Here is a 25349-nt window from a genome sequence, read left to right as displayed (position 1 = left end):
CTCATGCCATGAGATATGGCTGGTCTTGAATTAAGGTTATTGTATGAAACCCGTTATTGCGCTCATTGGTCGTCCGAATGTCGGAAAATCAACGTTATTTAACCAGATTACCAAGAGTCGTGATGCACTTGTAGCCGACTTCGCGGGCCTGACTCGTGACCGTAAATATGGTGATGCGACTTATCAAAATAAGTCTTTCATTGTCGTTGATACTGGCGGTATTGGTGAGAGTGAAGGCGGTATTGATAACTACATGGCCGAGCAGTCAAAAACAGCGATCAACGAAGCAGATATTATTATTTTTGTGGTTGATGCTCGTGCTGGATTGTTAGCTTCTGATGAGCAAATTGCTCGTGAACTACGTACTTTAGGCAAGAAAATTTATCTTGTTGCTAACAAGGTAGATGGTGTTCATGCTGAAGCAGCTTTAGTTGAGTTCTATAAACTTGGTATGGGTGAACCATTACAAGTTGCCGCTAGCCATGGTCGTGGCGTACAGCAAATGCTGGAAGACGTACTTGCTGAAGTTCCAGAAGATGAAAACCCTGAAGAACATGACAAAGATACTGGCTTACGTTTAGCAATTATTGGTCGTCCTAACGTTGGTAAGTCAACACTAGTCAACCGTTTGCTTGGTGAAGACCGTGTGGTGGCATTTGACCAACCAGGTACAACTCGTGACTCTATTTACATTCCATTTGAACGTGAAGGCCGTAAATACACCTTAATTGATACAGCGGGTGTACGTCGTAAAGGTAAGGTTGATGAAATGATTGAGAAATTCTCAATTGTTAAAACTTTGCAAGCAATGAAAGATGCACATGTTGTTGTGGTTGTAGTCGATGCGCGTGAAGGTATTGTCGAGCAAGACTTGCATTTAATTGGCTATGCGCTTGAAGCTGGTCGTGCCATGGTTATTGCCATCAATAAATGGGATAACATGTCTGAATACGACCGCAAGCAATGTAAGCTTGATGTTGAACGTCGTTTTGACTTTATTCCATGGGCAAAAATTCATTTGATTTCTGCTTTACATGGAACTGGGGTGGGTGATTTATATCCTTCTATCCACCGTGCTTATGAGTCTGCAAACTTAAAAGTATCGCCAGCTAAATTGACTCAAATTTTAAGTGATGCGACAGAAGCTCATCAACCACCAATGATTAGCGGTCGTCGTATTAAAATGCGTTATGCGCACATGGGTGGACAGAACCCACCGACTATCGTGATCCATGGTAATAAGGTTGATAAGACACCTGCTGATTATCGTCGTTACTTAGAAAACGTGTTCCGTAAAGTTTATAAACTTGAAGGTACGCCAGTTCGTATTGACTTTAAAACTTCTGAAAACCCGTTTGAAGGTCGTAAGAGTCAGGTTGATGAACGAACTGCTGCACGTCGCCGTCGCTATATTCAGAAATTTAAAAAAGCAGAGAAAAAATTTAACCGTTAAGTTTTTTTCTGTTCAAAAACCCAAAGTTTTCTTTGGGTTTTTTTTGCAAATAAATGAGCTAGTCCGAAGAGTTATGAAAAAGTGTGAGTAATAAACGTAATTTTTTGTAAATTTTATAACGAATGCTATAATCAGCATCTTTATAAAATAATTTATATTTCGACAGAATAACGCGGCTTAGGGTTCATTTTTTAGCATGGTAACATTACATCTTGCTCAGCTTATATTTACACATGCTCAGCCCTCCTATACGGCTCTTGACTGCATCCCGGCTATGCAGCGTAGACGTTTATCGCCATTGGCTAAACTTGCTTTAAATAGTGCGATCGGCGCATTAGAGGATAGTAAGGCCGATTATATTGTTTGGGTATCAAAATATGGTGATGAGGCCAAAACGTTAAATATCTTGCAAGACGTTTTAAATGATCAAACTCCATCGCCTACACAATTTTCAACGTCTGTTCATAATGCAATTTCTGGTCTCTATTCAATTTTATGTCAGGATGATACTCCCTCTACAAGCTTAAGCTGTTCATGGACTGAGGGTTTGATTGAGGCTTATGCACTTTTAAAGTCAATGCCTGAGATTAAGCGAGTCTTAGTCGTCGCTTATGATGAACCATTACCTAGTATTTATGCTGAGGCAATCAATTTTCCTGCCTATGCGATGGCCGCTGTCGTTACTCTAGAGCAACCTAATTTACAAATTACTGCGTGGACGCATATAGATGAAGCAGATGCTCCTGCTTTTGCTCATTTTTGGCAGGATGCTGAACAGTTAACATCTGCATTTGGGTGGAACAAATGCTAAATCTTAAAAATCTCAAGCAAAAAAGTAATTATTGCTGGCGTGTGGCTGCCACTGGTTTTAGCTTTGCCAGTTTTGGACTAGGCGGTATGGCCATTGCCTCAGTGATTGCACCCGTACTCAATGCAACTACTTCTGATCCACAAAAGCGGCAGCAACGTGCGCAAAATGTGATTAAGCATAGTTTTAAAGCATTTACCGACATGATGGTCAAACTCGGCATCATGACGTATTCGGTAGAAGGGTTAGAAAAGCTACAAAATAGTCGCCAAGAGCTGGTGATTGCCAATCATCCGACTTTGATTGATGTTGTAGTACTAATTGGTATGATGCAGCAGGCTAATTGTGTCGTGAAGCAATCTCTTTGGTCGAACCCATTTACTAAAGGACCAGTACAAAGCGCAGGTTATATTTTAAATGCGGGTTCTCAGCAGTTTGTAGAAGACTGTGTAAAGCGTCTAAAAGAAAACAATGCGGCTTCTCTTTTAATTTTTCCGGAAGGAACGCGCACTGAAAAAGGGATGACCCTAAACGAGTTTCAGCGAGGTGCAGCCAATATTGCCATTCGTGCAAATGTACCAATTCGCCCAGTAATTATTACTTGTACACCATCTACGTTAACCAAGAATGAAAAATGGTATCACGTACCATCTCAACCGTTCCATATTGAGGTTAAGGTGTTAGATGCAGTACAGGTATCAGATCTGTTAGATGATTTAACAGTAGGACCTAAACAAGTTCGTCAGTTAAGTCGTAGTTTTTATAAAATTTTTGAAGAAGAGTTATCTTGAAATGAGCAATCTTGCTGATGAACTAAAGCAAATGATTATTGATGTTCTAGCACTAGAAGATATTACTATTGCCGATATTGATACAGAAGCTCCATTATTTGGAGAAGGTCTAGGATTAGACTCAATTGACGCACTTGAGTTGGGACTGGCTTTGAAAAAGCGTTACAACATTCATTTAAATGCAGAGTCGGATGAAACCAAACAGCATTTTAAGTCAATCCAGAGCTTGGTTGCTTTAGTTGAAGCACAACAGAAGTCATAAGGAGCATGATGATGTTATCTCAAGAGCAAGTATTAACTAAACTCCGCGAATGGATGGAAGATTTGTTTGAAATTGAACCGGAGTCTGTTCAACTCGATTCGAACCTTTATTCAGACCTTGATGTCGACAGTATTGATGCGGTTGATTTAGTTGTAAAAATTAAAGAGTTAACAGGTAAGCAAGTAAAGCCTGAAGACTTTAAAAATGTGAGAACCGTACTTGATGTTGTGACGGTTATTCAGAATATGACTGCTGAATGAAGTTTGTTCTTAAAGGGATAATGACGGCACTTTTTGTGCTGTATCCCTTTATTGTGGGCTGGAGTTTGACACATGGCCAATTTGTCTGGGTGAGTGCTTTACTCATCGGGTTGGGAGTGATCAGACTTTTTAGCAAAGGCAACTCGTTATTATGGCCATTAACGGGTTTTGCTATCGTTTGCGGCGGTCTAAGTTTATTGTTACATGACCATGCTTGGTTAAAGTTATATCCAGTGGGTATGAGTTTAGGCGCATTAATTATTTTTGCGCTGACACTGATTAAGCCGCCATCTATGATTGAACGCTTTGCCCGGCTCGTTGAACCTGATTTACCTGATTCTGGGGTACAGTGGACCCGACAGGTGACTAAAGTTTGGTGTGTTTTCTTTTTTTGTAATGCACTGATTGCTTTAAGCACTGTGCTTTTTACCTCAACTCAAGTTTGGGTCATTTATAATGGCTTTATTTCTTATGTGCTGATGGGCATTTTGTTCCTTGGTGAATTTATTTTGCGCAAGCGACATCAGCGTTTGCATTCTTCAAATCATTAATTAAAAACTATGTATTGCCATTTTCAGAAATTCATCGATTCAGCTCAGCCACTTTGTATAGATGGTGCTCTGCACTCGACCAGTTTTAATTATTTTTGGCAGGATGTGGCCTTACAAGCTACTGCAATTGCTCAAATGGAAAATCTAACTTGGGCTTTATGGGAGGCAGATAGCTATGAGTTTCTGGTTTTATTCTTTGCTGCTTTGCTAGCGAAAAAACAAATACTTTTACCACCAAATCGGGTACGTGAACTAGAACAGGATTTTGCAGCACAGCAGATTTATTTTTTAAAGCGCCAAAATACTGAAAAAGTTGTTCCCTTATCTTTAACCTTAGACGATGCTTTTTTAGAGCAGGCGCAACTCTATTTTTATACATCAGGTTCAACTGGTGAACCTAAAAAAATCCCAAGAACACTCAGACAATTACTCAACGAAGTTCAAGGGTTAAGCCAAAGCTTTAGTTTTGATGAAAATACAATTACGATTGCAACTGTTAGTCATCAACATATTTATGGATTACTGTTTAAGTTACTGCTACCACTTGCTACTGGTCGAAGTTTTTATGCGCCTCAAATGGCATTCCCAGAAGATGTGGTACAAGCTCAAAAACAATTAGAAACGTTGGGATTAAGCAATTATTTGATCTCAAGCCCTGCTTTATTAAAACGCTGGACAACCGATGTTGTTTTGCAACACTGTCAAATGGTCTTTAGCTCTGGTGGTAAGCTAGACAGTGGTATTCGTCCTTACTTAAACCGTCCGATTATTGAAGTTTTGGGAAGTTCGGAAACGGGTGGTATTGCCCATCGTGCTAAAGATGAAGATGCTTGGACTGCGTTTAGTAATGTGGCTATTCGTATTGAAGACCAACAGCTCATCGTAAAAAGTAACCATGCTTTTGAGAATGATTGGATTACCACAGGTGATGGCGCCGCATGGACAGATGCAACATGTCAGACCTTTAGGCTGATGGGACGTACAGATCGAATTGTAAAACTTGAAGAAAAACGTTTGAGTCTAGATGCGATTGAGCAAAGTATTCAGGCTTTAGAGGTTGTAAAACATTGTCATATACTTGTATTTGAACATGAGCAACGCCAAATGTTGGGTTGTATTGTGGTTCTGACAGAACAAGCTCGTGAGCAGTTACAACAGCAAGGTAAGTCAGCTTTTGTTGGTCATTTAAAACAACAATTAAAAGACAGCTTGGAAACGATCGCGATTCCTCGTCAATGGCGTTTCCTCAGCCAGTTACCACAAAATACTCAGTCCAAACTCAATAAAAACTATTTGAAAACTCTATTTAAGCCTATGTTACAACCCGTGGTGCTGTCACAGTCTCAAAATTCAGATGACTATATTTGGGAGTTGGAATTTCCACCTGAATTAGCCTGTTTTAAAGGGCATTTCCCAACACAACCGATTTATCCTGGAGTTGGGCAGATCGGTTTTTTACAACATTTTGCTAAATCAATTTGGTCTGATTTGAGCTGGTGTCAGGGATATGAGCAGTTAAAATTCCAAAACCTGATTCGTCCTTATGCTGTGGTACAACTTAAGCTTGCCCGAAAAGAGCATAAAGTAATTTTTGAACTACGTGATTCAGAACAGATTCTGGCTTCAGGGCGACTATTATTTGCTTTGCAAACAGAAGCAGAGGGTTAAAAATGCAGACCAACTACGGTTTTGTTGTTCCCGTTTATAATCATCCACATTATTTAGCAGATTTGATTGCTTATCTGGACAGTTTTGATCTACCGATTGTGTTGATCAATGATGGAAGTGATGATGCTTGTAGCCAAGTTTTAAGAGGATTGGCAGAGCAATATTCCCAAATTCATCTTATTGAACATGAGGTAAATCAGGGTAAAGGACAAGCCGTTATGACTGGTTTACGTGCAGCCTATGAGCTTGGTTTAAGCCATGCATTACAACTCGATTCAGATGGTCAACACTGCTGGGATGACATTCCAAAATTTATTGAGCAGTCTCGGCAACATCCCGATGCAATGGTGATTGGTCAGCCATATTTTGATGCCTCTATTCCTAAAAAGCGCTTATATGGCCGTTACATTACCCATTTCTGGGTCTGGTTAAACAGTTTGTCTTTTGAAATTAAAGACAGTATGTGCGGATTTCGTGTGTATCCGCTCGCGAGCACGATAAGGGTTTTAAATAGTGCTAAATTCCAGCCACGTATGGGTTTTGATAGTGAAATTTTAGTACGTTTAAAATGGGAAAATACCCCTTTTATTAATGTACCAACACCTGTGGTTTATCCAGAGCAGGGAATTTCTCATTTTCATGCTTGGCGAGATAACTTAGGGCTAAGCAAAGCGCATGCAACTTTGTTTATGGGCATGCTGATTCGTTTACCGAAGCTATTAAAACAAAAGCTGCAAGGTTGACTATGACAGATTCAGCTTCACCAAAATGGAACGACATTAAAGAGCGAGGCGGTATGTTGCCCCTTATGCTGATGTTGTGGTTTTACCGTTTTGGTGGACGTTGGTTGTGCAAGTTGGTGATGTACTTTGTCATTATGTGGTACTGGTTATTTGCAGCCACTGCACGACAGGCTTCCTTACTTTATTTACAAAAACTGCATCATTTTGCTGGATCACAGACTCCCTTTAGCCACCAACCAAATTGGACAAATAGCTACGCGCATTTCATGCAATTTGGCGAATGTATTTTAGATAAGATTGAGGGCTGGTTAGGCAATATTCCTGAGCAGGAACTACAAGTTTTTGGACATGAAAACTTCTCTCAGCATTATCAAAAAGGTGCTCTGATTATTGTCTCTCACTTTGGCAATATTGAGTTGCTTCGAGCAATTAAGTCAGAGCATCCACAGAAAATTAATGTGCTGGTTTACCAAAAGCACGCAACCAAATTTAATGAGTTTTTGAAAAAAATAAATGATAAGGCAGATGTGTGTCTTTTATCAGTTGATGAGCTGGGTATTGAAACTGCAATGCTATTGCAAGACAAGATGCAACAAGGTGAGTGGGTCATTGTGGCGGCAGATCGAGTGCCTGTGCAGTCAGATCGTGTTCAGCAAATTGATTTTTTAGGGGAGCCAGCATCCTTCCCTCAAGGTGCATGGATTTTAGCAAATTTACTCAAAGTACCTGTTATTGCAGTGTTTTGTTATCGGATGCAGCAGCAATTTCAAGTGCATATCCATTCAATTGCCGAGCAGGTAAATTTACCGCGTGCTCACCGTATTGAAAGTATGCAAACCATCACTAAAACATACGTTGCCGTTCTAGAACAGCATTGTCTGCGTGCCCCTTATCAATGGTTTAATTTTTATAATTTTTGGACGAAATAACATGCGTGTGTTAACCGTAGGTGAACAGCTACTGAGTATTGAAGATGTCGTTTCTGTAGCCAGAGGCGAATGTCAGGTTGCTTTACCTGAAACGTCTGAGTGGCGTGAACTGATTCAAAAAGGCGCTGATTTTCTTGATCAGCTCCTTGAAGAAGAAGGGGTTATCTACGGGGTGACTACGGGTTATGGTGACTCATGTTTGGTTGAAGTGCCGTTGCATCAGATTAATGAACTACCGCTGCATCTTTCACGTTTTCATGGTTGTGGTTTAGGTGAAAATTTAGATGTCATCACCGCACGTGCAGTAGTTGTGACTCGGTTATGCTCATTAGCTCGCGGTTATTCAGGCGTATCGATAGCACTACTTGAACGTTTGGTGTGGCTACTCAACGAAAATGTGATTCCAGTCATTCCCTCTGAAGGTTCCGTCGGGGCAAGTGGTGACTTAACGCCGTTGTCTTACATTGCGGGAACATTAGTCGGTGAGCGGGATGTCTATGTTGATGGACAAATTGTTTCTGTTACTCAAGTCTATGCTGAAAAGAATATGCAGCCTTTAACGCTCAGACCTAAAGAAGGTTTGGCGCTCATGAATGGCACAGCGGTGATGACAGCGATTGCTTGTTTGAACTATAAAAAAGCAGAGCAGATCGCACTCGCAAGTACTTTAATTACCGCCCTGAATGTATTGGCGCTAGAGGGTAATCCTAGTCATTTTGATGAAGTGCTGTTTGCACAAAAGCCCCATCCAGGGCAGCAGCAAATAGCAAAGCAATTACGTGATTGGCTGAACAGTGAAGTACAAACAGCACACCAAAGTCCACGCTTGCAAGACCGTTATTCATTACGCTGTGCGCCGCATATTATTGGGGTGTTTGAAGACTCAAAAGTATGGTTACGTCAGTTTATTGAAAATGAGCTGAATTCAAGTAACGACAATCCATTGATTGATCCAGTAGGCATGCGTGTATTGCATGGCGGTCATTTTTACGGTGGGCATATTGCACAGGCAATGGATAGCTTAAAAATTATGATTGCCAATATTGCTGATTTGATGGACAGACAAATTGCACAGCTAGTCGATCATAAAATGAACCATGGTTTGCCACGTAATTTAACAGGTGCGACAGCTGAACGTTTACCACTCAATCATGGCTTTAAAGCCGTACAAATCGGGGTATCAGCGTGGACAGCTGAAGCCTTAAAAAATACTTTGGCAGCTTCAATTTTTTCACGTTCAACCGAATGTCATAACCAAGATAAAGTTAGCATGGGAACCATTGCTGCACGTGATGCGAGCCGAGTAATTACCTTGACCCAGCAAGTCATTGCAGCACTTTGCTGCGCGAGTGTGCAGGCGATTCATTTGAAAGGTTTAACGGCACAGCTCAGTCCGACATTGCAGGCATTTATGCAATGGACCTTACAAAGCTTTGCATTTGTCGAAGAAGACCGACCATTACAAACCGAATTACAACAGATTGTTGATCGTTTAGACCAACTTGAATTGTTTAATCAACCAGAATTTATGGGATAAGGTGAGCCAATGCATGCAGATGTAATCATTGAAATTCCATTTCATGATGTCGATACCATGAATGTGGTTTGGCATGGACACTATTTAAAATACTTTGAGATTGCGCGCTGCAAATTGCTCGATCAATTTCATTACAACTATATGCAGATGAAAGAATCAGGCTATGCATGGCCTGTGATTGAAAGCCATGTTCGCTATGCATACGGTATTGAGTTTGAACAAAAGATCCGGGTTCGGGCCATTTTAAAAGAATGGGAAAACCGCTTAAAAATTGATTATTTGATTTTTGATGCTGAATCTGGGAAACGTTTAACCAAAGGTTATACCACACAGGTGGCGGTGAATATTGAAGCCCGTGAAATGTGTTTCCAGTCACCTCAAGTTTTGTTTGATCGTTTGAATGCGTGGTCTGAGTTTCAACCGAAGAGGAATGCGTGATGTCTCAATTCATCAAAACTTTAGGTTTAGGTGCTGCTGTTTGGATGAGTAGTTTAAGTGCGGTCTATGCAGCGTCCACACAGATCACTCAAATTTTTCAGCAATTGTCACAGTCTCCTACGGTTCGTGCTAATTTCGAACAACAAAAAAAATTGCCATCGTTGAATAAAACTTTTGTATCGAACGGCTCTTTGTTGTTCTCAAAATCTTATGGTGTGGCATGGCAAATCAAACGTCCTGTGCAAGCAGATTTGATCGTTACCCCAACCAAATTGGTACAGAAAACTCAGCGTACATTTAGCCAAATACAAGTTGATCAATCGCCATATAGTTCGGTCGCGACTCTATTCTTACAGCTCATGTCTGGTAATGAACAGGCTTTGGCAAAGAATTTTAATGTGGTAAGTGCAACTTATAGTCCAGCGGGTTGGAGCATGAGCTTAACTCCGAAAAGTAGCTTGTTTAAAAAGTTATTTGTGCGTGTTGATGCTCAAGGTCAACAGTACGTCAACCAAATCGTGATTACCGAGAAAGCGAATAATTTAACGACTATTCGCTTTAGTCACCAGACTTCTCAACCGACGACTTTAACGGCTGCTGAGCATGCGCTTTTCCAACTGGCAAAATAAGTTTACCGCGCTTTGGTTAATTGCTCTTCTGTTCATTGCAGTGGGGCTTGGCGTGACGTGGTTGAATAAAGATATTCATATTCAAACCAATATTTTTGCTTTATTGCCTAAAGTACAGCAAGACCCAGAACTTGCACGTACTCAGCAGTACATGAATGAGCAACTCAACAATAAAGTATTTGTGGTGGTAGATGCCAAAGATGAAGCTGCGATACAACAAGCGACTCATTTCTTAACAGCGCAAGCGAAGCAAAGTGCGCTATGGCAGCCACTCAAACCACAGCTAGATTTTGACCAGTTTGCGAAACAGTTGTATCAACATCGAGCAGGGTTGTTGAGTGCTCAAGATCAAGCCTTATTGCAAAAAAAGGATTATGCTGCGCTGACCGAACAAAGTCTGATGCAGATGATGAGTCCAGGCATGCCTGTCACTGCTGAGTCACTGAAGCAAGACCCATTATTATTGTTCCCCCGTTATGCCATGCAGTTGGCAACTCCGTCACACCAAGATATTGAAATGGAGCAGGGTTTTGCCACAATTCATCATGAGCAAGGTATCTCTCGGCTTTTCGTATTACAGTTGACGCAAAGCCCATACAATATTGATTATCAAGAACAGACCTCTACTTGGATTGAGCAAACTAAGCAAAAGTTAGCTGCAATGGGATTAAAATCTCATTGGACTGGAACTATTTTATTTTCAAATTTTGGAACGCAATCGGCTAAACAGGAAATCTCAACCATTGGTGTTGGCTCGACACTGGGCTTAATTTTTTTGGTTTGGTTCGGCTTTCGCTCACTGCGACCTTTGGCGACCGAGTTTATTGCAGTTTCGACTGGAAGCTTTGTGGCGTTTGCGGTCACACATTGGGTGTTTGGTGAAATTCACCTGATGACATTAGTGTTTGGTGCGAGTCTGATTGGTGTCTGTGTCGACTTTTCATTTTATTTTATGGCGATGCAATCGCAGCATAGAAAGCTTGGTGGTTTTCAAATTTTAAAACCGCTATTACCAAGTTTGTTTATGGGCTTAATGACCACGTTAGTTGCTTACATCTTTTTGAGTTTTACTCCGTTTCCTGGGTTTAAGCAGATTGCAGTCTTTTCAATTGTGGGATTAACTGCGGCATGGATCAGTAGTGTTCTATTATTACCAAGATTACCTGCACTCAATGCCCAGCCAGCAATAAAAGCATTATCGTGGATTGGTCAAGCACGCTTATGGTTTCAGCAGCGAACCAAGATACGTTATGGCTTGATTGCAGCCATTTTAGCAATAGGTACGGTGAGTCTTTTCTATCTTAAAAGTAACGATGATATTCGTAACTTACAAGGTATGGACGCGAGCTTAAAACAGCAAGACCAAGCGGTTCGTGAGCAATTTGGCCAGCAACAAAGTAGTGATTATTTTGTAGTGCGTGCAGCATCGGCAAATGAAATGCAGCAACAAGAGCAGCGACTGATTGGACATTTGCAACAGTTACAGCCACAAGGGAAAATCAGTGCATTTCAAGCTTTGGGACAATGGATTCCACCATTGGCAGAGCAGCAAAATAATCTACAACTATTAAGAAATATTCCAAAAGCGACTTTGCAGCAATATGCGCAAAGCATGGGACTAAATATTAATGATGTTTTACAGTGGCAACAGCAACTGGCAGCACAACCGTTATTAGATTTTGCTGTATTTAAAGATCACCCATTAGCTTTTCTACAACCTCAAGCCAATGAACGATTAGTGATGGTGACAGGGGTAAAACAGCCTGACGTGTTAAAGCAGCTTCAGAATGAGCACATACATTTTCAGCAACCGATTACCGAAATGTCGCAAATGTTTGCCGAACATCGAGTGCAGGCTCAACATCTTCTGATTTATGCCTTAATTGGTCTGGCGATTGGTCTAGCACTTATTTATGGACTAACTTCGATTGTGCCATTGGTTCTGCCAGTCAGTTTGGCTTTACTAAGCACTTTTGCTGTTCAGGCATGGCTAGGTGTCGAGATTAACCTGTTTAGTATTATGGCCACTTTTCTGATTATTGGGATTGGCGTCGACTATGCAATTTTCTACCGACATGGACATGATCACCCGCAAGTAGTTGGAATGGCATTATTTTTATGTATGATGTCGACTTTACTTGGCTTTGGATTACTTTCATTTAGCCATACTTATGCAATTCATTGTTTTGGTTTAACGGTTTTATTCGGGGTTATTTTCTCATTTATCTATGCGACTTTGTTAACCCCCGCAGATGAAAAATATATCGTGAATTTACAAGACCATTCATAATTTGAATAAATTAAAAAGGAAGTTGTGCTATGAGCACTATAGAAAAAATTGACGTCGTGATTATTGGGGCTGGGCCATCAGGTAGTTCTGCTGCTGCACTTCTTCGAAAAAAGGGCTATACCGTTACGGTCATCGAAAAACAGCATTTTCCTCGTTTTTCGATTGGTGAATCATTGCTACCGCAGTCTATGGCATTTTTAGAAGAGGCTGGTTTATTAGAAACAGTCCGTGAGCATGTTGAACAATACGCTTTTCAATTTAAAAATGGGGCAGCTTTTCTACGTGGCAAACAGCGTAGTTTTTATGACTTTACAGAAAAATTTACGGATGGTCCGGGAAAAACTTGGCAAGTTCGCCGTGCAGATTTTGACAACTTACTAGCAAAACAGGCTCAAGTTTATGGCGCAGATATACGCTTTGGACATGAGGTTTTAGATGTTGATGTTGCATCTGAACAGCCTGTACTTACAGTAATTGATGAAGAACAACAGCGTTATCAGATTCAAACTAAATTCTTGTTAGATGCGAGTGGCTTTGGGCGAATTTTGCCAAAGTTATTAGATTTAGAGAGCCCATCAAATTTTCCGGTACGACGTGCACTGTTTACCCATATTGAAGACGGAATTACAGATAACCCAGACTTTGACCGTAATAAAATTTTAATTACTGTCCATGAAAAAGATCATCGCGCATGGTATTGGCTGATTCCATTTGCAGATGGACGCGCTTCATTCGGTGTTGTTGCAGAACAAGACTTTTTTGACAAATACACAGTCGAAAATGCTTCGGATAATGAACCTGAAGCAATGTTCAAACGTATTTTGGCTGATGAACCAAGCTTGTCACATGTCCTGTGCCGTGCAAAGTTTGATACACCAGTGCGCACCTTGGTTGGTTATTCAGCGAATGTAAAACACTTGGCAGACCGCAGCTATGCGCTATTAGGTAATGCGGGTGAGTTTCTTGATCCAGTCTTTTCATCAGGTGTGACAATTGCTCTTAAATCTTCAAGTTTGGCGGTTCCTTTAGTTGAACGAGTTTTACAAGGTCAGCAAGTCGACTGGTTAGAAGAATATGAAAAACCATTACGCCGCGGCATTCAGGTGTTTCGTGCCTATGTTGAATCATGGTACGAAGGTGAGTTCCAAGATGTGGTGTTCTCGCAAAATCAGAATGAAGGTATTCGCCGTATGATTTCTTCATTATTGGCTGGTTATGCGTGGGATGAAAAAAATCCAATTCATAAAAATGCCAAACGTAGACTCAGCACCTTGGCAGAATATTGTCGTGAAGGCTTGGCGCAAGAACAGGTACTTGAGGGATAACCATGCAACGCAAATGGGCAACGATATTACTCAGTAGCTTTATCTTTTTAAATGGTTGTCAGGTCATGCCACATGCCAAAGGACTGCAAAGTCCACTATGGCAGGCTCAGACTTATCAAAGGCAAGATCAAGTTGAAGTTCAGTGGAAGCAGCAAAGTTTTAGCTTCTTGTTATATCAACAGCAAAAGGGTGCTGTCCTAGATATGGTCGCTTTAAGCCTGACAGGCCAGCAATTATTTAAGTTACAGTTTGATGGGCATCGGGTTCATGTTGAACAACGTATTGATCAAATGCGTTTATTGCCTTTTGAGTTTGTGGTGCGTGACCTTTTGTTTGCGACATACCCTCAGTTTTCGCATTTAGGGCAGCAAGCTGTAGAGATGAAACAACAAGCAGACAAGCAGGTTGTTTATATTGAAAAGCAACCTGTGTTGCAGCTTAAACAGGGACAAGGAAGCATTGAATTGATTAATGAACAAGTCCCTTATACCATGACGCTGAGTTCGATTGAGAACACCTTGCAGACAGAAGAAAGTCCTACGCCATGAAACATCTACCTTCAGCAAATGCAGTTCCAATGGCAGTAGGCATACAATTTAGTGTTGGTTTATCTGCATTAGGCTGTGAACTTAATCAAATCAAACAAGCATTACAACAGCCCGAGCAAACCTTGAGTTTGCGAGATGATTTAATTGCTGATCGTGATGTTTGGGTGGGGCAATATACGCATCCATTATATTCGAGCGTACCTGATGCTTTACAGTCTGTAGATTCACGTAATCTACGTTTTGCATTAACTGCATTAGCCGAAATTGAATCAGAGTTAAAAGCTTATACAGCATCTTTTGAAAATAAACGTTTGGCCATTGTAGTGGGTACATCTACTTCTGGTATTGCAGATAATGAATTGTTACTTAAGCAATATTTTCAAGGGCAAACCGATCTATCGATATCACACTATCCCCAAGAAATGAGCTGTTTAGCGAAAGCATTACAGCAGTACTTAGGATGGGAAGGGCCCGCCTATACGATTTCGACAGCTTGTTCTTCAAGCGCTAAAGCATTAGCGGCAGGGCAGCGATTACTTCACGCAGATTTAGCAGATGTTGTGCTGGTGGGTGGCGTCGACACCTTGTGCAAGTTGACCCTAAATGGATTTAATAGTTTAGAAAGTTTATCTGAACATATTTGCCAACCCTGTGGTGTAAACCGTGATGGTATTAATATTGGTGAAGCTGCTGCGTTTTTTGTACTAAGTAAAGAACAAGCACCTGTCATGTTAATGGGGGCGGGTGAATCTATGGATGCATGGCACATTTCAGCCCCGCATCCTGAAGGTAAAGGTGCAGCTTTAGCTATGCAACGTGCATTAGATATGGCACATATTTCAGCTCAAGAGGTGGGTTATATCAACTTGCACGGAACAGCAACTCCACAAAATGACGCAATGGAAATTAAGGCTGTAAGGCAAGTTTTTGGTGATTACCCAGTGGCTTTAAGTAGTACCAAGCATAAAACTGGACATTGTCTCGGAGCAGCGGGTGCCATAGAGGCTTTTATTTGTGAACAGATTCTAAAAGATCAAAGTTGGTTGCCTTTACATCAAAATGTTGAGATTGATCCAGATTTGGCTGACCAAAACTATGTGCAAAATGCCGAACTAAAACAGCCCATCCGCTATGTCATGAGTAATTCTTTCGCTTTTGGGGGAAGTAATATTAGTCTTGTTTTTGGAGTGAAACCCTAATGAAACTGGATGCAATTCAATATATTCCTCATGAGCAACCGATGGTATTTATCGACTATTTAACCGAGGTTGCAGAAGGGCGGGCACAAGCAGAACTCACGATTACACCAGAGCTGATGTTTTGTGAAGCAGAAGGTTTGCCGACATGGGCAAGTATTGAAATTATGGCACAAACCATTAGTGCTTATTCAGGCTGGCAAGGTAAGCAGTCAAAACAAGCGCCAAAAGTCGGTTTTTTATTGGGAACGCGTAAATTACATTTACCGGTTCCTTATTTCGCTTTGGGTTCACGATTGATCATTCAAATAGAGCAGCAATATTTTCATGAAGGACTTGGGCAATTTTCCTGTGAAATTCAATATGCTGAACACCGCATTCAGGCAATGTTAAGTGTATTTGAACCTACAGAAACACCATTTGAATAACCACAAAGAATTAGGAATATAGTGTGACAAGACGAATTTTAGTAACGGGTTCAAGTCGAGGAATTGGGAAAGCGATTGCATTACAACTCGCAAAAGCTGGTTTTGATGTGACTGTACATGCACGTTCGCGTCAGGCAGAGGCTGAGCAAGTTGTCCAAGAGATTCAAGCCTTAGGACAAAATAGCCATTATTTAATGTTTGATGTAAATGAACGCCAGACGGTTCAACAGATTTTAGAACAAGATGTAGAACAGCATGGGGCTTTCTATGGCGTTGTATTGAATGCAGGTCTTACCCATGATGGTGCTTTTCCAGCACTTACCGATCAAGATTGGGATGAAGTGATTTCGACGTCTTTAGATGGTTTTTATAATGTTTTAAAGCCACTTATCATGCCAATGATTCACTTACGCAAAGGTGGCCGTATTGTCACTTTATCTTCTGTGTCTGGAATTATGGGGAACCGCGGTCAGGTCAACTACAGTGCTGCAAAAGCAGGTTTGATTGGTGCGACCAAAGCTTTGGCACTTGAATTGGCGAAGCGAAAAATTACAGTGAACTGTGTTGCACCTGGGCTCATTGAGACCGAAATGGTGACAGATGAAGTTAAAGAACATGCACTTAAAATGATTCCATTGCAACGTATGGGACAGGTCGATGAAGTGGCGAGCGTAGTGAAATTCTTGTGTTCAGATGAAGCCTCTTATGTAACCCGACAGGTGATCTCTGTAAATGGAGGACTCATCTGATGAAGCGTGTGGTTGTGACAGGAATGGCAGGAATTACCTCTTTAGGTGAAACTGCTGATGACATCTTTGCGCGATTTGAAGCTGCTAAAAGCGGTATTCGTTACATGCCCGAGTGGGAGCAATATGTTGACCTTCGGACCAAGCTTGCTGGACCTGTAGAATCTTTTCATATTCCAAAACATTTTAACCGTAAAGTCACCCGTGGGATGGGCCGTGTTGCTCTCATGTCTGTGGTTTGTGCCGAAACTGCTTTACAAAATGCTGGTTTGCTTGGACATGAAATTTTATCTAGTGGCGAAGCGGGTGTTGCCTTTGGTTCATCAGCGGGTAGCGTAGATGCCGTGGGTGAGTTTGCTAGCATGTTGCTTCATCAGAGCATGAGTAAGATCAACGCAACTACTTATATTCGTATGATGGCCCACACCAGCGCCGTGAACATGACCGTATATTTTGGTCTTAAAGGCTTAACTTTACCTACCTCAAGTGCCTGTACCTCTGGTTCTATGGCGATTGGGCAAGCCTATGAAGCTATTAAATATGGCAAACAACAGGTCATGATTGCGGGTGGTGCAGAGGAACTCAGTGCGGCAGGAGCAGCGGTTTTTGATGTATTGTTCGCGACCAGTGGAATGAATGACCAACCAGAAAAAACACCGCGTCCATTTGATGCTAAACGAGATGGATTGGTGATTGGTGAAGGCGCAGGCTGTTTAATTTTAGAAGAATATGAGCATGCCAAAGCCCGCGGTGCTCATATTTATGCAGAGGTGATTGGCTATGGTAGCAATACCGATGGCCAACACGTCACTCGTCCTGAGTCAGAAATGATGGGGCGCTGTATGGAATTAGCGCTTAAAGATGCCTCTGTAGAAGCTAAAGACATTGCCTATGTAAATGCTCATGGGACTTCAACAGATCAGGGAGATGTAGCGGAGAGTCAAGCTACTGCAAAAGTTTTAGGCTATAAACCAATCAGCTCTTTAAAGAGTTATTTTGGACATACGCTGGGGGCGTGTGGAGCTATTGAAGCTTGGCTAAGCATCGAAATGATGAATCGTGGACGTTTTATTCCAACTTTAAATCTAGATGAAATCGATCCACTATGTGGTGAACTGGATTATATCGTTCAGCAGCCGAGAAATTTGGATGCTGATATTATTATGAGTAATAACTTTGCTTTTGGCGGAATTAATACTTCGCTTATTTTTAAACGTGTTAAACAATAAGGAACACAACAATGTTAAATAAAAAACTTTTATTTGTAGCAATGCTAAGTGCGGGTTTTACTGCCACTGTTCAGGCTGGAGATGAAGTACATCAGTTAAATTTTAAAGAAGCTGTAGACCGTGCGGTTGCAGATGGGACGCTGGATGGTTCGGTAAAGTTTTATTTAAAAGGTACAAAGTCTGGCGGTAAAATTATTCAAAAAGATGCGGTAACCAATAAAAAGACCAATGGTTTTGGTAAGTCGGCAGCAACGTCTTGTGACTGGGTTTTACGTTCAGCACTGATCCAAATGCAAAACAATGCTAAAGCACAAGGGGCAAACGCCGTGACCAATATTGTGAGCTATTTTAAAGCCAATGAAACCACAAGTACCACAACTTACGATTGCTATAAAGGTGCCATGATGGCGGGTGTTGCATTAAAAGGCGATGTAGTTAAATTCTAATCATTTAAAGTAAGGTCGAGATAATGTCTAAGCGTAAAATCGAAGTCTACACACAGGCATTATCTCAGCTTCTTTTAAAATCGAAACAAGATTTCCCCGATTTCCGTACATTTAATCATTATAAAAAACAACAAATACAGAGTGTCAGAAATAGACTGATCGCAGAGAAACTACAACTCAATTCAACGGAATTGGAGTTTGCCAAGCATGAACATGGTAAACCTTATTTGTTAAATCATAATTTGCATTTTAATCACTCACATAGCCAACAATTCTACGCTTTAGCCATGAGTGCACAGGTTAAAGATATTGGTGTAGATATTGAAGAAATTGATCGAAATGTACGCTTAGATGCATTAGCAAAACATGCTTTTCATCCCGATGAATATGCAACGTGGCTAAGTTTGGACCAAGATAGAGAATATTGGTTCAAAGTCTGGACCACTAAAGAAGCGGTCCTAAAAGCATCAGGACTAGGCATACGTTTAGATTTAAATACATTAAATACTCAAGCGCACCCTACAGACCAAGGAGGAATCTGTTCTCATCCACTAAATGGTACATTTGCTTATCAGAATTTTATTGTTGGCAATATGATGTTAACCGTGGCGTGGCGTTCAGAGTTATCTTGCCGAGGTTTCCAGTTTCCATCTATTCAGCTTCATTCACTTGATCGTTAATAAGTGAAAATAGCGTACATAAAAAAACCGCGTATTACGCGGTTTTTTTATGAAAAGGAAAAGCTAAAATTAAGCTTGACCTTCAACAGCAGCAGCTTGAGCACGTTGCATGTTCGCTTCAAACTCTGCATCAAAGTTGATTGGAGTAAGAAGTAACTGTGGGAAGCTACCTTTAGTGACTAAATCATTTACAGCTTCACGCAAGAACGGGAACAAAATATTTGGGCAATATGCGCCTAAAATATAAGGTAAACGCTCTTCTTCAATATTATCGATCAAGAAAATACCTGATTGAGTTACATCTACAATAAACGCTGTTTCGTTGTCATTATCGGCTTGTACCACAACTTTTAAAGAAACTTCAAAGTGAGTCGGATCAATCTTTTCTGCAGCAGAAGAAAGATTGATATTAAGTTCAGGTTGCCATTGTTTAGTGAAAACCTGCGCCCCAGGAACCTCAAAAGAAATATCTTTTGTATAAATACGCTCTAAAGCTAATTGTGGTTGAACTTGTTGTTCTTCGCTCATTGTTTTTTCCTTAATATGGATGCGATGTTAAGCCAATAATTCGTCGAGTTTACCTTCACGCTCTAAAGCATAAAGTTGGTCAAAACCACCGATAAACTGATCGTTAATGAAAATTTGTGGGACAGTACGATGATTTGTGCGTTGCATTAATTCAACACGTACTTCAGGTGCTTCAACAGAAAGATTTACTTCTTTATAAGCAACACCTTTACGCTCAAGTAACTGTTTAGCACGAACGCAATACGGGCATACAGAAGTTGAGTAAACAATGACGTTTGCAGCCATGATAATTCTCCTTAAGCTTTTGGTTTGCTTTTAACAAGAGGTAAGCCTTGTGCTTTCCAGTTACTGATACCGCCATCAAGACGATAGCTATCGTGGTGAGCAACTTTTTGCAAAGCACTTCCAGCAACTTGCCCCAAGTTGCAAATAAATACCAATGGACGGTCACTTGCTTTTAATTCTTCAGCATGACTTGCAATTTGGCTATACGGAATATTGCGACTGCCGCTAATATGACCTTCGCGAAAATCTTTGCTATCGCGTAAGTCAATTAAAAGCGCATTTTTCGCTTTCACTAAAATACCAAGCGACTGTGGAGAAATTTTACGACCGTTACGTTGACCTTCAAAAATGAAGAACAACACGATCAAGACTCCGAGCGTACCAAACAAAATGGGGTGATTCCCCATAAACTCTAACCAGCGTTCCACAAGTCACCTAAAAAAATTAAAAACAAAATTGACCTAGAGTATAGCGTATATAGATGGTGATCAAAATCACCACTTCAAGGGCAAATAGGGCAGAAAATCAGTTTTTTTGCTGTGCTTCTTGAATCTCGTCGATTAAACGCAAAAAGCTATCTAGACGTCGCGGTAAAATTTCACCAGCTTCGACAGCATGTTTTAACCCACAATTCTTTTCATGAGTGTGCGTGCAATTACGGAATTGGCAAGAACCCAGATGCGCTGCAATATCTGGAAAGCCCATACGAATTTTCTCTAAATCGAGATGCCAAAGCCCAAACTCACGAATTCCCGGAGAATCAATTAAGGCACCATTTTTACCGAAGTTGATTAAGCGCGTAGAGGTTGTTGTGTGTTGTCCAAGTGCAGAGTTTTCAGAAATAACATTGGTTTTTTGCTCTGCATCTGGAATGAGCACGTTAATTAAAGAACTTTTTCCTACGCCTGATTGCCCTACAAATGCTACGGTTTCACCATCTAAACGTTCAGATAAAGCAGAGATATCTCCCTTCTTGGACTGACAAATCATCACCTCATAACCCAAAGTTTTATATTCTTCTAATAGGGTGAGAATTGGGTCATTTTCAGTGAGTAAATCAGATTTATTGAGGACCAAAAGAGCAGGAATATTAGCGTCTGCACAAGCCACTAAATATCGATCGATTAGTGTTGGAGCTGGTTCAGGCAGTGGTGAAAATACAATCACAATCAAACTGATGTTTGCGGCCACTGGTTTAACTTTGTGATAGCGGTCAGGACGAGTGAGTAAAGAGGTGCGTGGGTGAATGGCTGTAATAATGCCTAAACCCGTATTTGGGTCAGCTTGCCATTTAACACGATCGCCAGTGACCAATAACTCAAGGTTAGTTCGAGTATGACAGCGCCAAACACTATTGAGTTCGATCGGTTTCCAGAATGGTTCTGGTTCTCCTTCGGCAACTTGTGGTTTTTCTGGGTGATGCTCAGGTACAGAGAGGGCTTGTACTTCAAGTTGACGACCGTAGTGTTGTACAACGAGTCCGTCTAGATCCTGTGAAGTATCGATCTCTTCTTGGCGAGTTTTATGCTGTTTTTCAATACGACGTTGCTGTTGTTCAGTTAAACGACGCTTACGAATTAAAGCCATTCATATCCCAAAAAAACCATTGTTTGAAGACCGCAAAAATAGCATGAAGCAGCTATAGAATTACAGCGCGGAAGCAAGAAATTTGCTACTATTGATGTTTTTACGGCATTTTAGAACGTACATTCATGAGCAGTACTTTAAATACACGATTAATTTGGATTGATCTGGAAATGACCGGATTAGATACCGATAATGACCAAATTATTGAAATCGCAACAATTATTACAGATGATCATTTAAATGTACTTGCCGAAGGTCCAGTTTTGGCTATTCATCAACCTGATCGTATTTTAAATGCAATGGATGAATGGAACACTCGTCAACATGGGCAGTCTGGACTGATTGAACGAGTTCGACGCAGTAAATTAACAGCTCGTGATGCTGAGTTACAAACTTTAGAATTCCTAAAAAAATGGGTTAATCCAAAAGTTTCACCAATGTGCGGTAACTCAATCTGTCAGGACCGCCGTTTCTTACACCGTCTCATGCCTGAACTAGAGCAGTATTTCCACTATCGTAATCTTGATGTATCTACGGTAAAAGAACTTTCAAAACGCTGGCGCCCTGAAATCATGAGCGGTCTGAAAAAGAATGCATCGCATTTGGCAATGGATGATATTCGTGACTCGATTTCCGAGTTGAAATATTACCGTGAATATTTCTTTATCATGAACACTGACGGTAAAGATTAATAACCTTACTCGAGTGATATTAAAGGGAGGCTATTGCCTCCTTTTTTATTACTTAAAGGACCTTGTTACAATAATGCCGATCGCCTGATTTGGCTTTCATATTCATTTTGCTTAAAATGATGTTTGAAATTTTTTATTATAAAAAGAGAGCATTTATGCAAAGTAATAACCCGATACTGACACGTGTTGAAACGGTCAGTGACTATAGTCAACCGATGACTGTGCAAGGTGCGATTCAAAAATCTGTTATGTTGACGGTCATTGCAGCTGCGGTGGGTGTCGCTTTATTTTTCTATGCAGCCTTTACTGCAAATGTTGGTATTGCTTACGCGGCTTCAATTGTAGGTGCAATTGGTGGTTTGGTTTTAGCTTTAATTACAACGTTTAAACCAACGACAGCGCCAACATTGGCAATTCCGTATGCCTTATTTGAAGGGGCTTTTTTAGGTGGTATTTCTTTTACTTTCCAGTTGAAATATCCAGGTGTTCCTCTTCAGGCTTTATTAGCGACTTTCGTTACGACTTTGGTGATGTTTGGTCTATATAAGTTCCAAATTATCCGCGCAACTGAAAAGTTCAAGTCAGTTGTAATCTCTGCATCTTTGGCAATCTTTATTGTATTTATTGTGCAGATGGTTATGCGTTTAGCATTTGGTTCAAGCGTTCCTTATATTTTTGAAAGCAACTGGTTAGGCATTGGTTTTGCTGCATTTGTTGCGGTAATCGCTTCACTTAACCTGATTTTAGATTTTGATTTAATTGAAACTAATGCAGCATATCGTGCGCCAAAATTCATGGAATGGTTGTGTGGTATCGCATTACTTGCAACTTTAGTGTGGATGTATATTTCTTTCTTACGCTTACTTGGCTTATTGTCTGACGACTAAGTTTGAATTCATCTAAAGGTCGCTCCTCATCAGGAGCGATTTTTTTTCGTGCGATTTTTGAAAAAAGATGCATTATGCAATTTCGAAAACCGCCGAATATTGGCATTATGCTTGAAATTGTTTTGAGTGAGATCGGCATGACACAAGGACTTTTAGCAGGTAAGCGCTTTTTGATTGCAGGCGTTGCTAGTAAATTATCAATTGCTTTTGGTATTGCCCAAGCATTACACCGTGAAGGTGCAGAGCTTGCGTTTACTTATCCAAACGAAAAATTAAAAAAACGTGTGGATGAATTTGCTGAGCAATTCGGTTCTAAGCTTGTGTTTCCATGTGATGTTGCTGTTGATGCTGAAATTGATAATGCATTTGCAGAACTTGCAAAACATTGGGACGGTGTAGACGGTGTTGTGCACTCAATTGGCTTTGCACCTGCACATACACTTGACGGTGACTTCACTGACGTGACTGACCGTGAAGGTTTTAAAGTTGCTCATGACATCAGTGCATACAGCTTTATTGCAATGGCTCGTGCTGCAAAACCTTTATTACAAGCTCGCCAAGGTTGTTTATTGACTTTGACTTACCAAGGTTCTGAGCGCGTTATGCCTAACTATAATGTTATGGGTATGGCAAAAGCTTCTTTAGAAGCTGGTGTTCGCTATTTAGCATCAAGCTTAGGTGTTGATGGTATCCGTGTAAACGCGATTTCTGCGGGTCCAATCCGTACTTTGGCTGCATCTGGTATTAAATCTTTCCGTAAAATGTTAGATGCCAATGAAAAAGTTGCGCCATTAAAGCGTAATGTAACCATTGAAGAAGTAGGTAACGCAGCGTTGTTCCTATGCTCACCTTGGGCTTCAGGTATTACTGGCGAAATTCTATATGTAGATGCTGGTTTCAATACTGTAGGTATGAGCCAATCTATGATGGATGATGAATAAGTTTTAAAATTTATTCAGCCATAAAAAAGCCGTAGTTGAAGGACTACGGCTTTTTTAATTGGTACAAGTTATTGCGGCAGTCCTTTTACAGGTGAACCACCTAGAGCTTGCATGAGGGTGACATAAGCATTGTATTGGCTTTGCTTCGTTTCAACGAGGCTTAAGCGTGCAGTACGAGTGGTTTGCTGTGCATCAAGAAGTGTTTTTAATGCGACAGCACCATAACGGTAACGAACTTCAGTTAAACGTTCGGTTTTTTCTGCAAGTTCAACATTACGTTCTTGTAACGCTACTTGCTTGTCGAGTTCTGTACGACTCGATAAAGCATTTTCTACATCAGCAAAAGCCTGATAAAGCGTTTGACGATATTGAATAATCGCTTTCTCATAATCCAGATTGCTAATCGCGATATCTTTTTTCATATCGTTATATTGCAAAAACGGTAAGCTTAAACTTGCACCTAAAGTTAGAGCAGGGTTACGTAATAACTCCGTTAACGATGTGCTGCTTGAGCCCAAACTACTGGTTAAGCTAATCGAAGGGTAGTAGCTTGCTTTGGTTGCATCTTTAGTTGCTAATGCTTTTCTTAAGCGTAGCTCACTTGCTTGCAAATCAGGACGGCGCGATAAAATTTCGGCGGGTAAACCAGCCCCAATTGCAGGTAGAGCGGTGCGTGGTAAACGTTTTGGCTCTTGAATGTTGAGTTGTTGCAATGGTTCATGCAATAGTACTGCGATGGCTGTGCGTGTTTCAACCAGTTGTTGTTCAATCTGACTTAAGCTTGCTTTTTGGCTTTGCACTGATTGTTCTGCTTGAGTCAGATCTACACCTGAAACGGCACCAGCTTTATATTGAATCTGTACTAAGTCATAAAGCTTTTGAGACGTTGCTAGGCTTTGCTGAGCAGTTGTATAACGCTCATTTAAATAACCCAGTTGCCAATAGAGTTTGGCAGTGGTTGCAATTAAGCTTTGTCCAGTAGCTTGTAAGTCTTGTTCGGTTGCTAAAGCTTCCCATTTACTTGCTTCGGTTTGGCGTGCAAGCTTGCCAAATAAATCAAGCTCATAGCTTACTCCAGCGCTCATTGAAAGACCTTTAGCGCTGTCATCTCCCGAATTTAAATCGAAAGAATGTCCTGTAGAAACACTAGAGCTGGTGCGTAAGCCTTGCTTGTTTGCAGTTAGATCAGCTTGTAAACGAGCTTGCTTTAAGGCAATACCTGCAACTGCTAAATCACTGTTACGTTCTAATACATTGCTTACAAGCTGATTGAGCTGCGCATCGTTAAAAAGGGTCCACCAACGATCAGAGTATTGATCGGCAGACATGTTTTTTGCTTTTGCTGTGTCATATTGAAAGCTACCCGGAACTTGTACCGCAGGCGCTTCATAAGGTGTTTTTACTACAGCTGCACATCCTACAAGAGAACCTGTGAGAAGAAGTGCTGTGCTGAGTTTAGCCATAGAGAAAGA

29 protein-coding genes are annotated in these 25349 nt (G+C 40.8%); 24 read left to right on the top strand and 5 right to left on the bottom strand.

Going from position 1 to position 25349, the window contains the following annotated elements; all coding sequences use genetic code 11:
- Nucleotides 1–43 precede the first annotated feature (43 nt).
- From der to ffp, 21 genes are all read left to right on the top strand, one after another.
- On the top strand, nt 44–1453 hold the full coding sequence (gene der / locus F931_RS15675) for a ribosome biogenesis GTPase Der (protein WP_005066184.1): 1410 nt from the start codon (nt 44–46) through the stop codon (nt 1451–1453).
- A gap of 196 nt (nt 1454–1649) precedes the next feature.
- Nucleotides 1650–2264, top strand: coding sequence for a beta-ketoacyl synthase chain length factor (locus F931_RS15670; RefSeq protein WP_016142237.1), 615 nt, complete (start codon nt 1650–1652; stop codon nt 2262–2264).
- Complete coding sequence (locus tag F931_RS15665) at nt 2249–3052, top strand: lysophospholipid acyltransferase family protein (RefSeq protein ID WP_080649512.1); 804 nt, start codon at nt 2249–2251, stop codon at nt 3050–3052. Before F931_RS15670 ends, F931_RS15665 begins: the two co-directional genes overlap by 16 nt.
- 1 nt (nt 3053) lies before the next feature.
- Entirely contained in the window at nt 3054–3314 is a 261-nt protein-coding gene (locus tag F931_RS15660; protein ID WP_000067033.1) for a phosphopantetheine-binding protein, read from the top strand.
- Between the two features lie 5 nt (nt 3315–3319).
- Nucleotides 3320–3574: an acyl carrier protein gene (locus tag F931_RS15655; protein WP_080649511.1), complete on the top strand. Its 255-nt coding sequence runs from the start codon at nt 3320–3322 to the stop codon at nt 3572–3574.
- Nucleotides 3571–4125 carry a COG4648 family protein gene (locus F931_RS15650; protein ID WP_016142235.1) on the top strand — a complete coding sequence of 185 codons (555 nt, stop codon included), beginning with the start codon at nt 3571–3573 and terminating at the stop codon, nt 4123–4125. Before F931_RS15655 ends, F931_RS15650 begins: the two co-directional genes overlap by 4 nt.
- Before the next feature lie 9 nt (nt 4126–4134).
- A complete protein-coding gene (gene vraA / locus F931_RS15645; RefSeq protein WP_016142234.1) occupies nt 4135–5793 on the top strand; it encodes an ApeI family dehydratase in 1659 nt (552 codons plus the stop codon).
- Nucleotides 5794–5795: 2 nt separating this feature from the next.
- Nucleotides 5796–6536 carry a glycosyltransferase family 2 protein gene (locus F931_RS15640; RefSeq protein WP_016142233.1) on the top strand — a complete coding sequence of 247 codons (741 nt, stop codon included), beginning with the start codon at nt 5796–5798 and terminating at the stop codon, nt 6534–6536.
- 2 nt (nt 6537–6538) lie between these two features.
- Complete coding sequence (locus F931_RS15635; protein WP_016142232.1) at nt 6539–7465, top strand: LpxL/LpxP family acyltransferase; 927 nt, start codon at nt 6539–6541, stop codon at nt 7463–7465.
- A gap of 1 nt (nt 7466) precedes the next feature.
- Nucleotides 7467–9002 (top strand): HAL/PAL/TAL family ammonia-lyase, encoded by a 1536-nt coding sequence (locus F931_RS15630; RefSeq protein ID WP_016142231.1) that lies wholly within the window; start codon nt 7467–7469, stop codon nt 9000–9002.
- Between the two features lie 9 nt (nt 9003–9011).
- Complete coding sequence (locus tag F931_RS15625) at nt 9012–9440, top strand: acyl-CoA thioesterase (protein WP_000542808.1); 429 nt, start codon at nt 9012–9014, stop codon at nt 9438–9440.
- The gene (locus F931_RS15620) at nt 9440–10069 is read left to right on the top strand and encodes a LolA family protein (RefSeq protein ID WP_016142230.1); all 630 of its coding nucleotides are present in this window, start codon (nt 9440–9442) and stop codon (nt 10067–10069) included. Before F931_RS15625 ends, F931_RS15620 begins: the two co-directional genes overlap by 1 nt.
- Nucleotides 10044–12359: an MMPL family transporter gene (locus F931_RS15615; RefSeq protein ID WP_016142229.1), complete on the top strand. Its 2316-nt coding sequence runs from the start codon at nt 10044–10046 to the stop codon at nt 12357–12359. Before F931_RS15620 ends, F931_RS15615 begins: the two co-directional genes overlap by 26 nt.
- 29 nt (nt 12360–12388) lie before the next feature.
- Entirely contained in the window at nt 12389–13684 is a 1296-nt protein-coding gene (locus F931_RS15610) for an NAD(P)/FAD-dependent oxidoreductase (protein WP_016142228.1), read from the top strand.
- Nucleotides 13685–13686: 2 nt separating this feature from the next.
- The gene (locus F931_RS15605; protein WP_016142227.1) at nt 13687–14232 is read left to right on the top strand and encodes a DUF3261 domain-containing protein; all 546 of its coding nucleotides are present in this window, start codon (nt 13687–13689) and stop codon (nt 14230–14232) included.
- A complete protein-coding gene (gene oxsM / locus F931_RS15600; protein ID WP_016142226.1) occupies nt 14229–15431 on the top strand; it encodes a beta-ketoacyl-[acyl-carrier-protein] synthase family protein in 1203 nt (400 codons plus the stop codon). The genes F931_RS15605 and oxsM overlap by 4 nt, the downstream gene beginning before the upstream one ends.
- Nucleotides 15431–15856, top strand: coding sequence for a hotdog family protein (locus F931_RS15595; RefSeq protein WP_016142225.1), 426 nt, complete (start codon nt 15431–15433; stop codon nt 15854–15856). The genes oxsM and F931_RS15595 overlap by 1 nt, the downstream gene beginning before the upstream one ends.
- 23 nt (nt 15857–15879) lie before the next feature.
- Entirely contained in the window at nt 15880–16605 is a 726-nt protein-coding gene (gene fabG, locus F931_RS15590; RefSeq protein ID WP_014208360.1) for a 3-ketoacyl-ACP reductase FabG2, read from the top strand.
- On the top strand, nt 16605–17831 hold the full coding sequence (gene fabF, locus F931_RS15585; RefSeq protein ID WP_016142224.1) for a beta-ketoacyl-ACP synthase: 1227 nt from the start codon (nt 16605–16607) through the stop codon (nt 17829–17831). Before fabG ends, fabF begins: the two co-directional genes overlap by 1 nt.
- 11 nt (nt 17832–17842) lie before the next feature.
- Nucleotides 17843–18277 carry a hypothetical protein gene (locus F931_RS15580; protein ID WP_000932716.1) on the top strand — a complete coding sequence of 145 codons (435 nt, stop codon included), beginning with the start codon at nt 17843–17845 and terminating at the stop codon, nt 18275–18277.
- Nucleotides 18278–18300: 23 nt separating this feature from the next.
- Nucleotides 18301–18957 carry a 4'-phosphopantetheinyl transferase family protein gene (gene ffp, locus F931_RS15575; RefSeq protein WP_016142223.1) on the top strand — a complete coding sequence of 219 codons (657 nt, stop codon included), beginning with the start codon at nt 18301–18303 and terminating at the stop codon, nt 18955–18957.
- A gap of 69 nt (nt 18958–19026) precedes the next feature.
- Here ffp and secB read toward each other — a convergent pair whose 3' ends face one another.
- From secB to rsgA, 4 genes are all read right to left on the bottom strand, one after another.
- A complete protein-coding gene (secB, locus tag F931_RS15570; RefSeq protein ID WP_002115005.1) occupies nt 19027–19485 on the bottom strand; it encodes a protein-export chaperone SecB in 459 nt (152 codons plus the stop codon).
- Between the two features lie 27 nt (nt 19486–19512).
- Nucleotides 19513–19770 (bottom strand): glutaredoxin 3, encoded by a 258-nt coding sequence (gene grxC, locus F931_RS15565; RefSeq protein WP_002114715.1) that lies wholly within the window; start codon nt 19768–19770, stop codon nt 19513–19515.
- Between the two features lie 11 nt (nt 19771–19781).
- Nucleotides 19782–20198: a rhodanese-like domain-containing protein gene (gene yibN / locus F931_RS15560; RefSeq protein WP_016142222.1), complete on the bottom strand. Its 417-nt coding sequence runs from the start codon at nt 20196–20198 to the stop codon at nt 19782–19784.
- Between the two features lie 97 nt (nt 20199–20295).
- A complete protein-coding gene (gene rsgA, locus F931_RS15555; protein WP_016142221.1) occupies nt 20296–21357 on the bottom strand; it encodes a ribosome small subunit-dependent GTPase A in 1062 nt (353 codons plus the stop codon).
- A 125-nt stretch (nt 21358–21482) separates the two neighbouring features.
- On the opposite strand from rsgA, the gene orn reads away from it, so the two are divergent.
- The 3 genes from orn to fabI all read left to right on the top strand — a co-directional run bounded on the left by orn (nt 21483) and on the right by fabI (nt 23877).
- Nucleotides 21483–22049 carry an oligoribonuclease gene (orn, locus tag F931_RS15550; RefSeq protein WP_000099436.1) on the top strand — a complete coding sequence of 189 codons (567 nt, stop codon included), beginning with the start codon at nt 21483–21485 and terminating at the stop codon, nt 22047–22049.
- Between the two features lie 155 nt (nt 22050–22204).
- Nucleotides 22205–22936: a Bax inhibitor-1/YccA family protein gene (locus F931_RS15545; RefSeq protein ID WP_004794670.1), complete on the top strand. Its 732-nt coding sequence runs from the start codon at nt 22205–22207 to the stop codon at nt 22934–22936.
- Between the two features lie 137 nt (nt 22937–23073).
- Nucleotides 23074–23877 (top strand): enoyl-ACP reductase FabI, encoded by an 804-nt coding sequence (fabI, locus tag F931_RS15540; protein ID WP_031945551.1) that lies wholly within the window; start codon nt 23074–23076, stop codon nt 23875–23877.
- Nucleotides 23878–23945: 68 nt separating this feature from the next.
- Here the strand turns inward: fabI and cmeC are convergent, their stop codons facing one another.
- Nucleotides 23946–25340: an efflux transporter outer membrane subunit gene (gene cmeC, locus F931_RS15535; protein ID WP_080649732.1), complete on the bottom strand. Its 1395-nt coding sequence runs from the start codon at nt 25338–25340 to the stop codon at nt 23946–23948.
- Nucleotides 25341–25349 lie beyond the last annotated feature (9 nt).

Source organism: Acinetobacter pittii ANC 4050, from assembly GCF_000399685.1.
In the GTDB taxonomy this organism is placed as follows: domain Bacteria; phylum Pseudomonadota; class Gammaproteobacteria; order Pseudomonadales; family Moraxellaceae; genus Acinetobacter; species Acinetobacter pittii_E.
The sequence above is the reverse complement of the archived record's forward strand: the minus strand, read 5'-3'. Positions and strand labels throughout refer to the sequence as shown.

Excerpts from the sequence above, each read along its gene's own strand:
- der (WP_005066184.1), top strand. The coding sequence starts at position 44 with ATGAAACCCGTTATTGCGCTCATTGGTCGTCCGAATGTCGGAAAATCA.
- F931_RS15670 (WP_016142237.1), top strand. The coding sequence starts at position 1,650 with ATGGTAACATTACATCTTGCTCAGCTTATATTTACACATGCTCAGCCC.
- F931_RS15660 (WP_000067033.1), top strand. The coding sequence starts at position 3,054 with ATGAGCAATCTTGCTGATGAACTAAAGCAAATGATTATTGATGTTCTA.
- F931_RS15655 (WP_080649511.1), top strand. The coding sequence starts at position 3,320 with ATGATGATGTTATCTCAAGAGCAAGTATTAACTAAACTCCGCGAATGG.
- F931_RS15650 (WP_016142235.1), top strand. The coding sequence starts at position 3,571 with ATGAAGTTTGTTCTTAAAGGGATAATGACGGCACTTTTTGTGCTGTAT.
- vraA (WP_016142234.1), top strand. The coding sequence starts at position 4,135 with ATGTATTGCCATTTTCAGAAATTCATCGATTCAGCTCAGCCACTTTGT.
- F931_RS15640 (WP_016142233.1), top strand. The coding sequence starts at position 5,796 with ATGCAGACCAACTACGGTTTTGTTGTTCCCGTTTATAATCATCCACAT.
- F931_RS15635 (WP_016142232.1), top strand. The coding sequence starts at position 6,539 with ATGACAGATTCAGCTTCACCAAAATGGAACGACATTAAAGAGCGAGGC.
- F931_RS15630 (WP_016142231.1), top strand. The coding sequence starts at position 7,467 with ATGCGTGTGTTAACCGTAGGTGAACAGCTACTGAGTATTGAAGATGTC.
- F931_RS15625 (WP_000542808.1), top strand. The coding sequence starts at position 9,012 with ATGCATGCAGATGTAATCATTGAAATTCCATTTCATGATGTCGATACC.
- F931_RS15620 (WP_016142230.1), top strand. The coding sequence starts at position 9,440 with ATGTCTCAATTCATCAAAACTTTAGGTTTAGGTGCTGCTGTTTGGATG.
- F931_RS15615 (WP_016142229.1), top strand. The coding sequence starts at position 10,044 with ATGCGCTTTTCCAACTGGCAAAATAAGTTTACCGCGCTTTGGTTAATT.
- F931_RS15610 (WP_016142228.1), top strand. The coding sequence starts at position 12,389 with ATGAGCACTATAGAAAAAATTGACGTCGTGATTATTGGGGCTGGGCCA.
- F931_RS15605 (WP_016142227.1), top strand. The coding sequence starts at position 13,687 with ATGCAACGCAAATGGGCAACGATATTACTCAGTAGCTTTATCTTTTTA.
- oxsM (WP_016142226.1), top strand. The coding sequence starts at position 14,229 with ATGAAACATCTACCTTCAGCAAATGCAGTTCCAATGGCAGTAGGCATA.
- F931_RS15595 (WP_016142225.1), top strand. The coding sequence starts at position 15,431 with ATGAAACTGGATGCAATTCAATATATTCCTCATGAGCAACCGATGGTA.
- fabF (WP_016142224.1), top strand. The coding sequence starts at position 16,605 with ATGAAGCGTGTGGTTGTGACAGGAATGGCAGGAATTACCTCTTTAGGT.
- F931_RS15580 (WP_000932716.1), top strand. The coding sequence starts at position 17,843 with ATGTTAAATAAAAAACTTTTATTTGTAGCAATGCTAAGTGCGGGTTTT.
- ffp (WP_016142223.1), top strand. The coding sequence starts at position 18,301 with ATGTCTAAGCGTAAAATCGAAGTCTACACACAGGCATTATCTCAGCTT.
- secB (WP_002115005.1), bottom strand. The coding sequence starts at position 19,485 with ATGAGCGAAGAACAACAAGTTCAACCACAATTAGCTTTAGAGCGTATT.
- grxC (WP_002114715.1), bottom strand. The coding sequence starts at position 19,770 with ATGGCTGCAAACGTCATTGTTTACTCAACTTCTGTATGCCCGTATTGC.
- rsgA (WP_016142221.1), bottom strand. The coding sequence starts at position 21,357 with ATGGCTTTAATTCGTAAGCGTCGTTTAACTGAACAACAGCAACGTCGT.
- orn (WP_000099436.1), top strand. The coding sequence starts at position 21,483 with ATGAGCAGTACTTTAAATACACGATTAATTTGGATTGATCTGGAAATG.
- F931_RS15545 (WP_004794670.1), top strand. The coding sequence starts at position 22,205 with ATGCAAAGTAATAACCCGATACTGACACGTGTTGAAACGGTCAGTGAC.
- fabI (WP_031945551.1), top strand. The coding sequence starts at position 23,074 with ATGACACAAGGACTTTTAGCAGGTAAGCGCTTTTTGATTGCAGGCGTT.
- cmeC (WP_080649732.1), bottom strand. The coding sequence starts at position 25,340 with ATGGCTAAACTCAGCACAGCACTTCTTCTCACAGGTTCTCTTGTAGGA.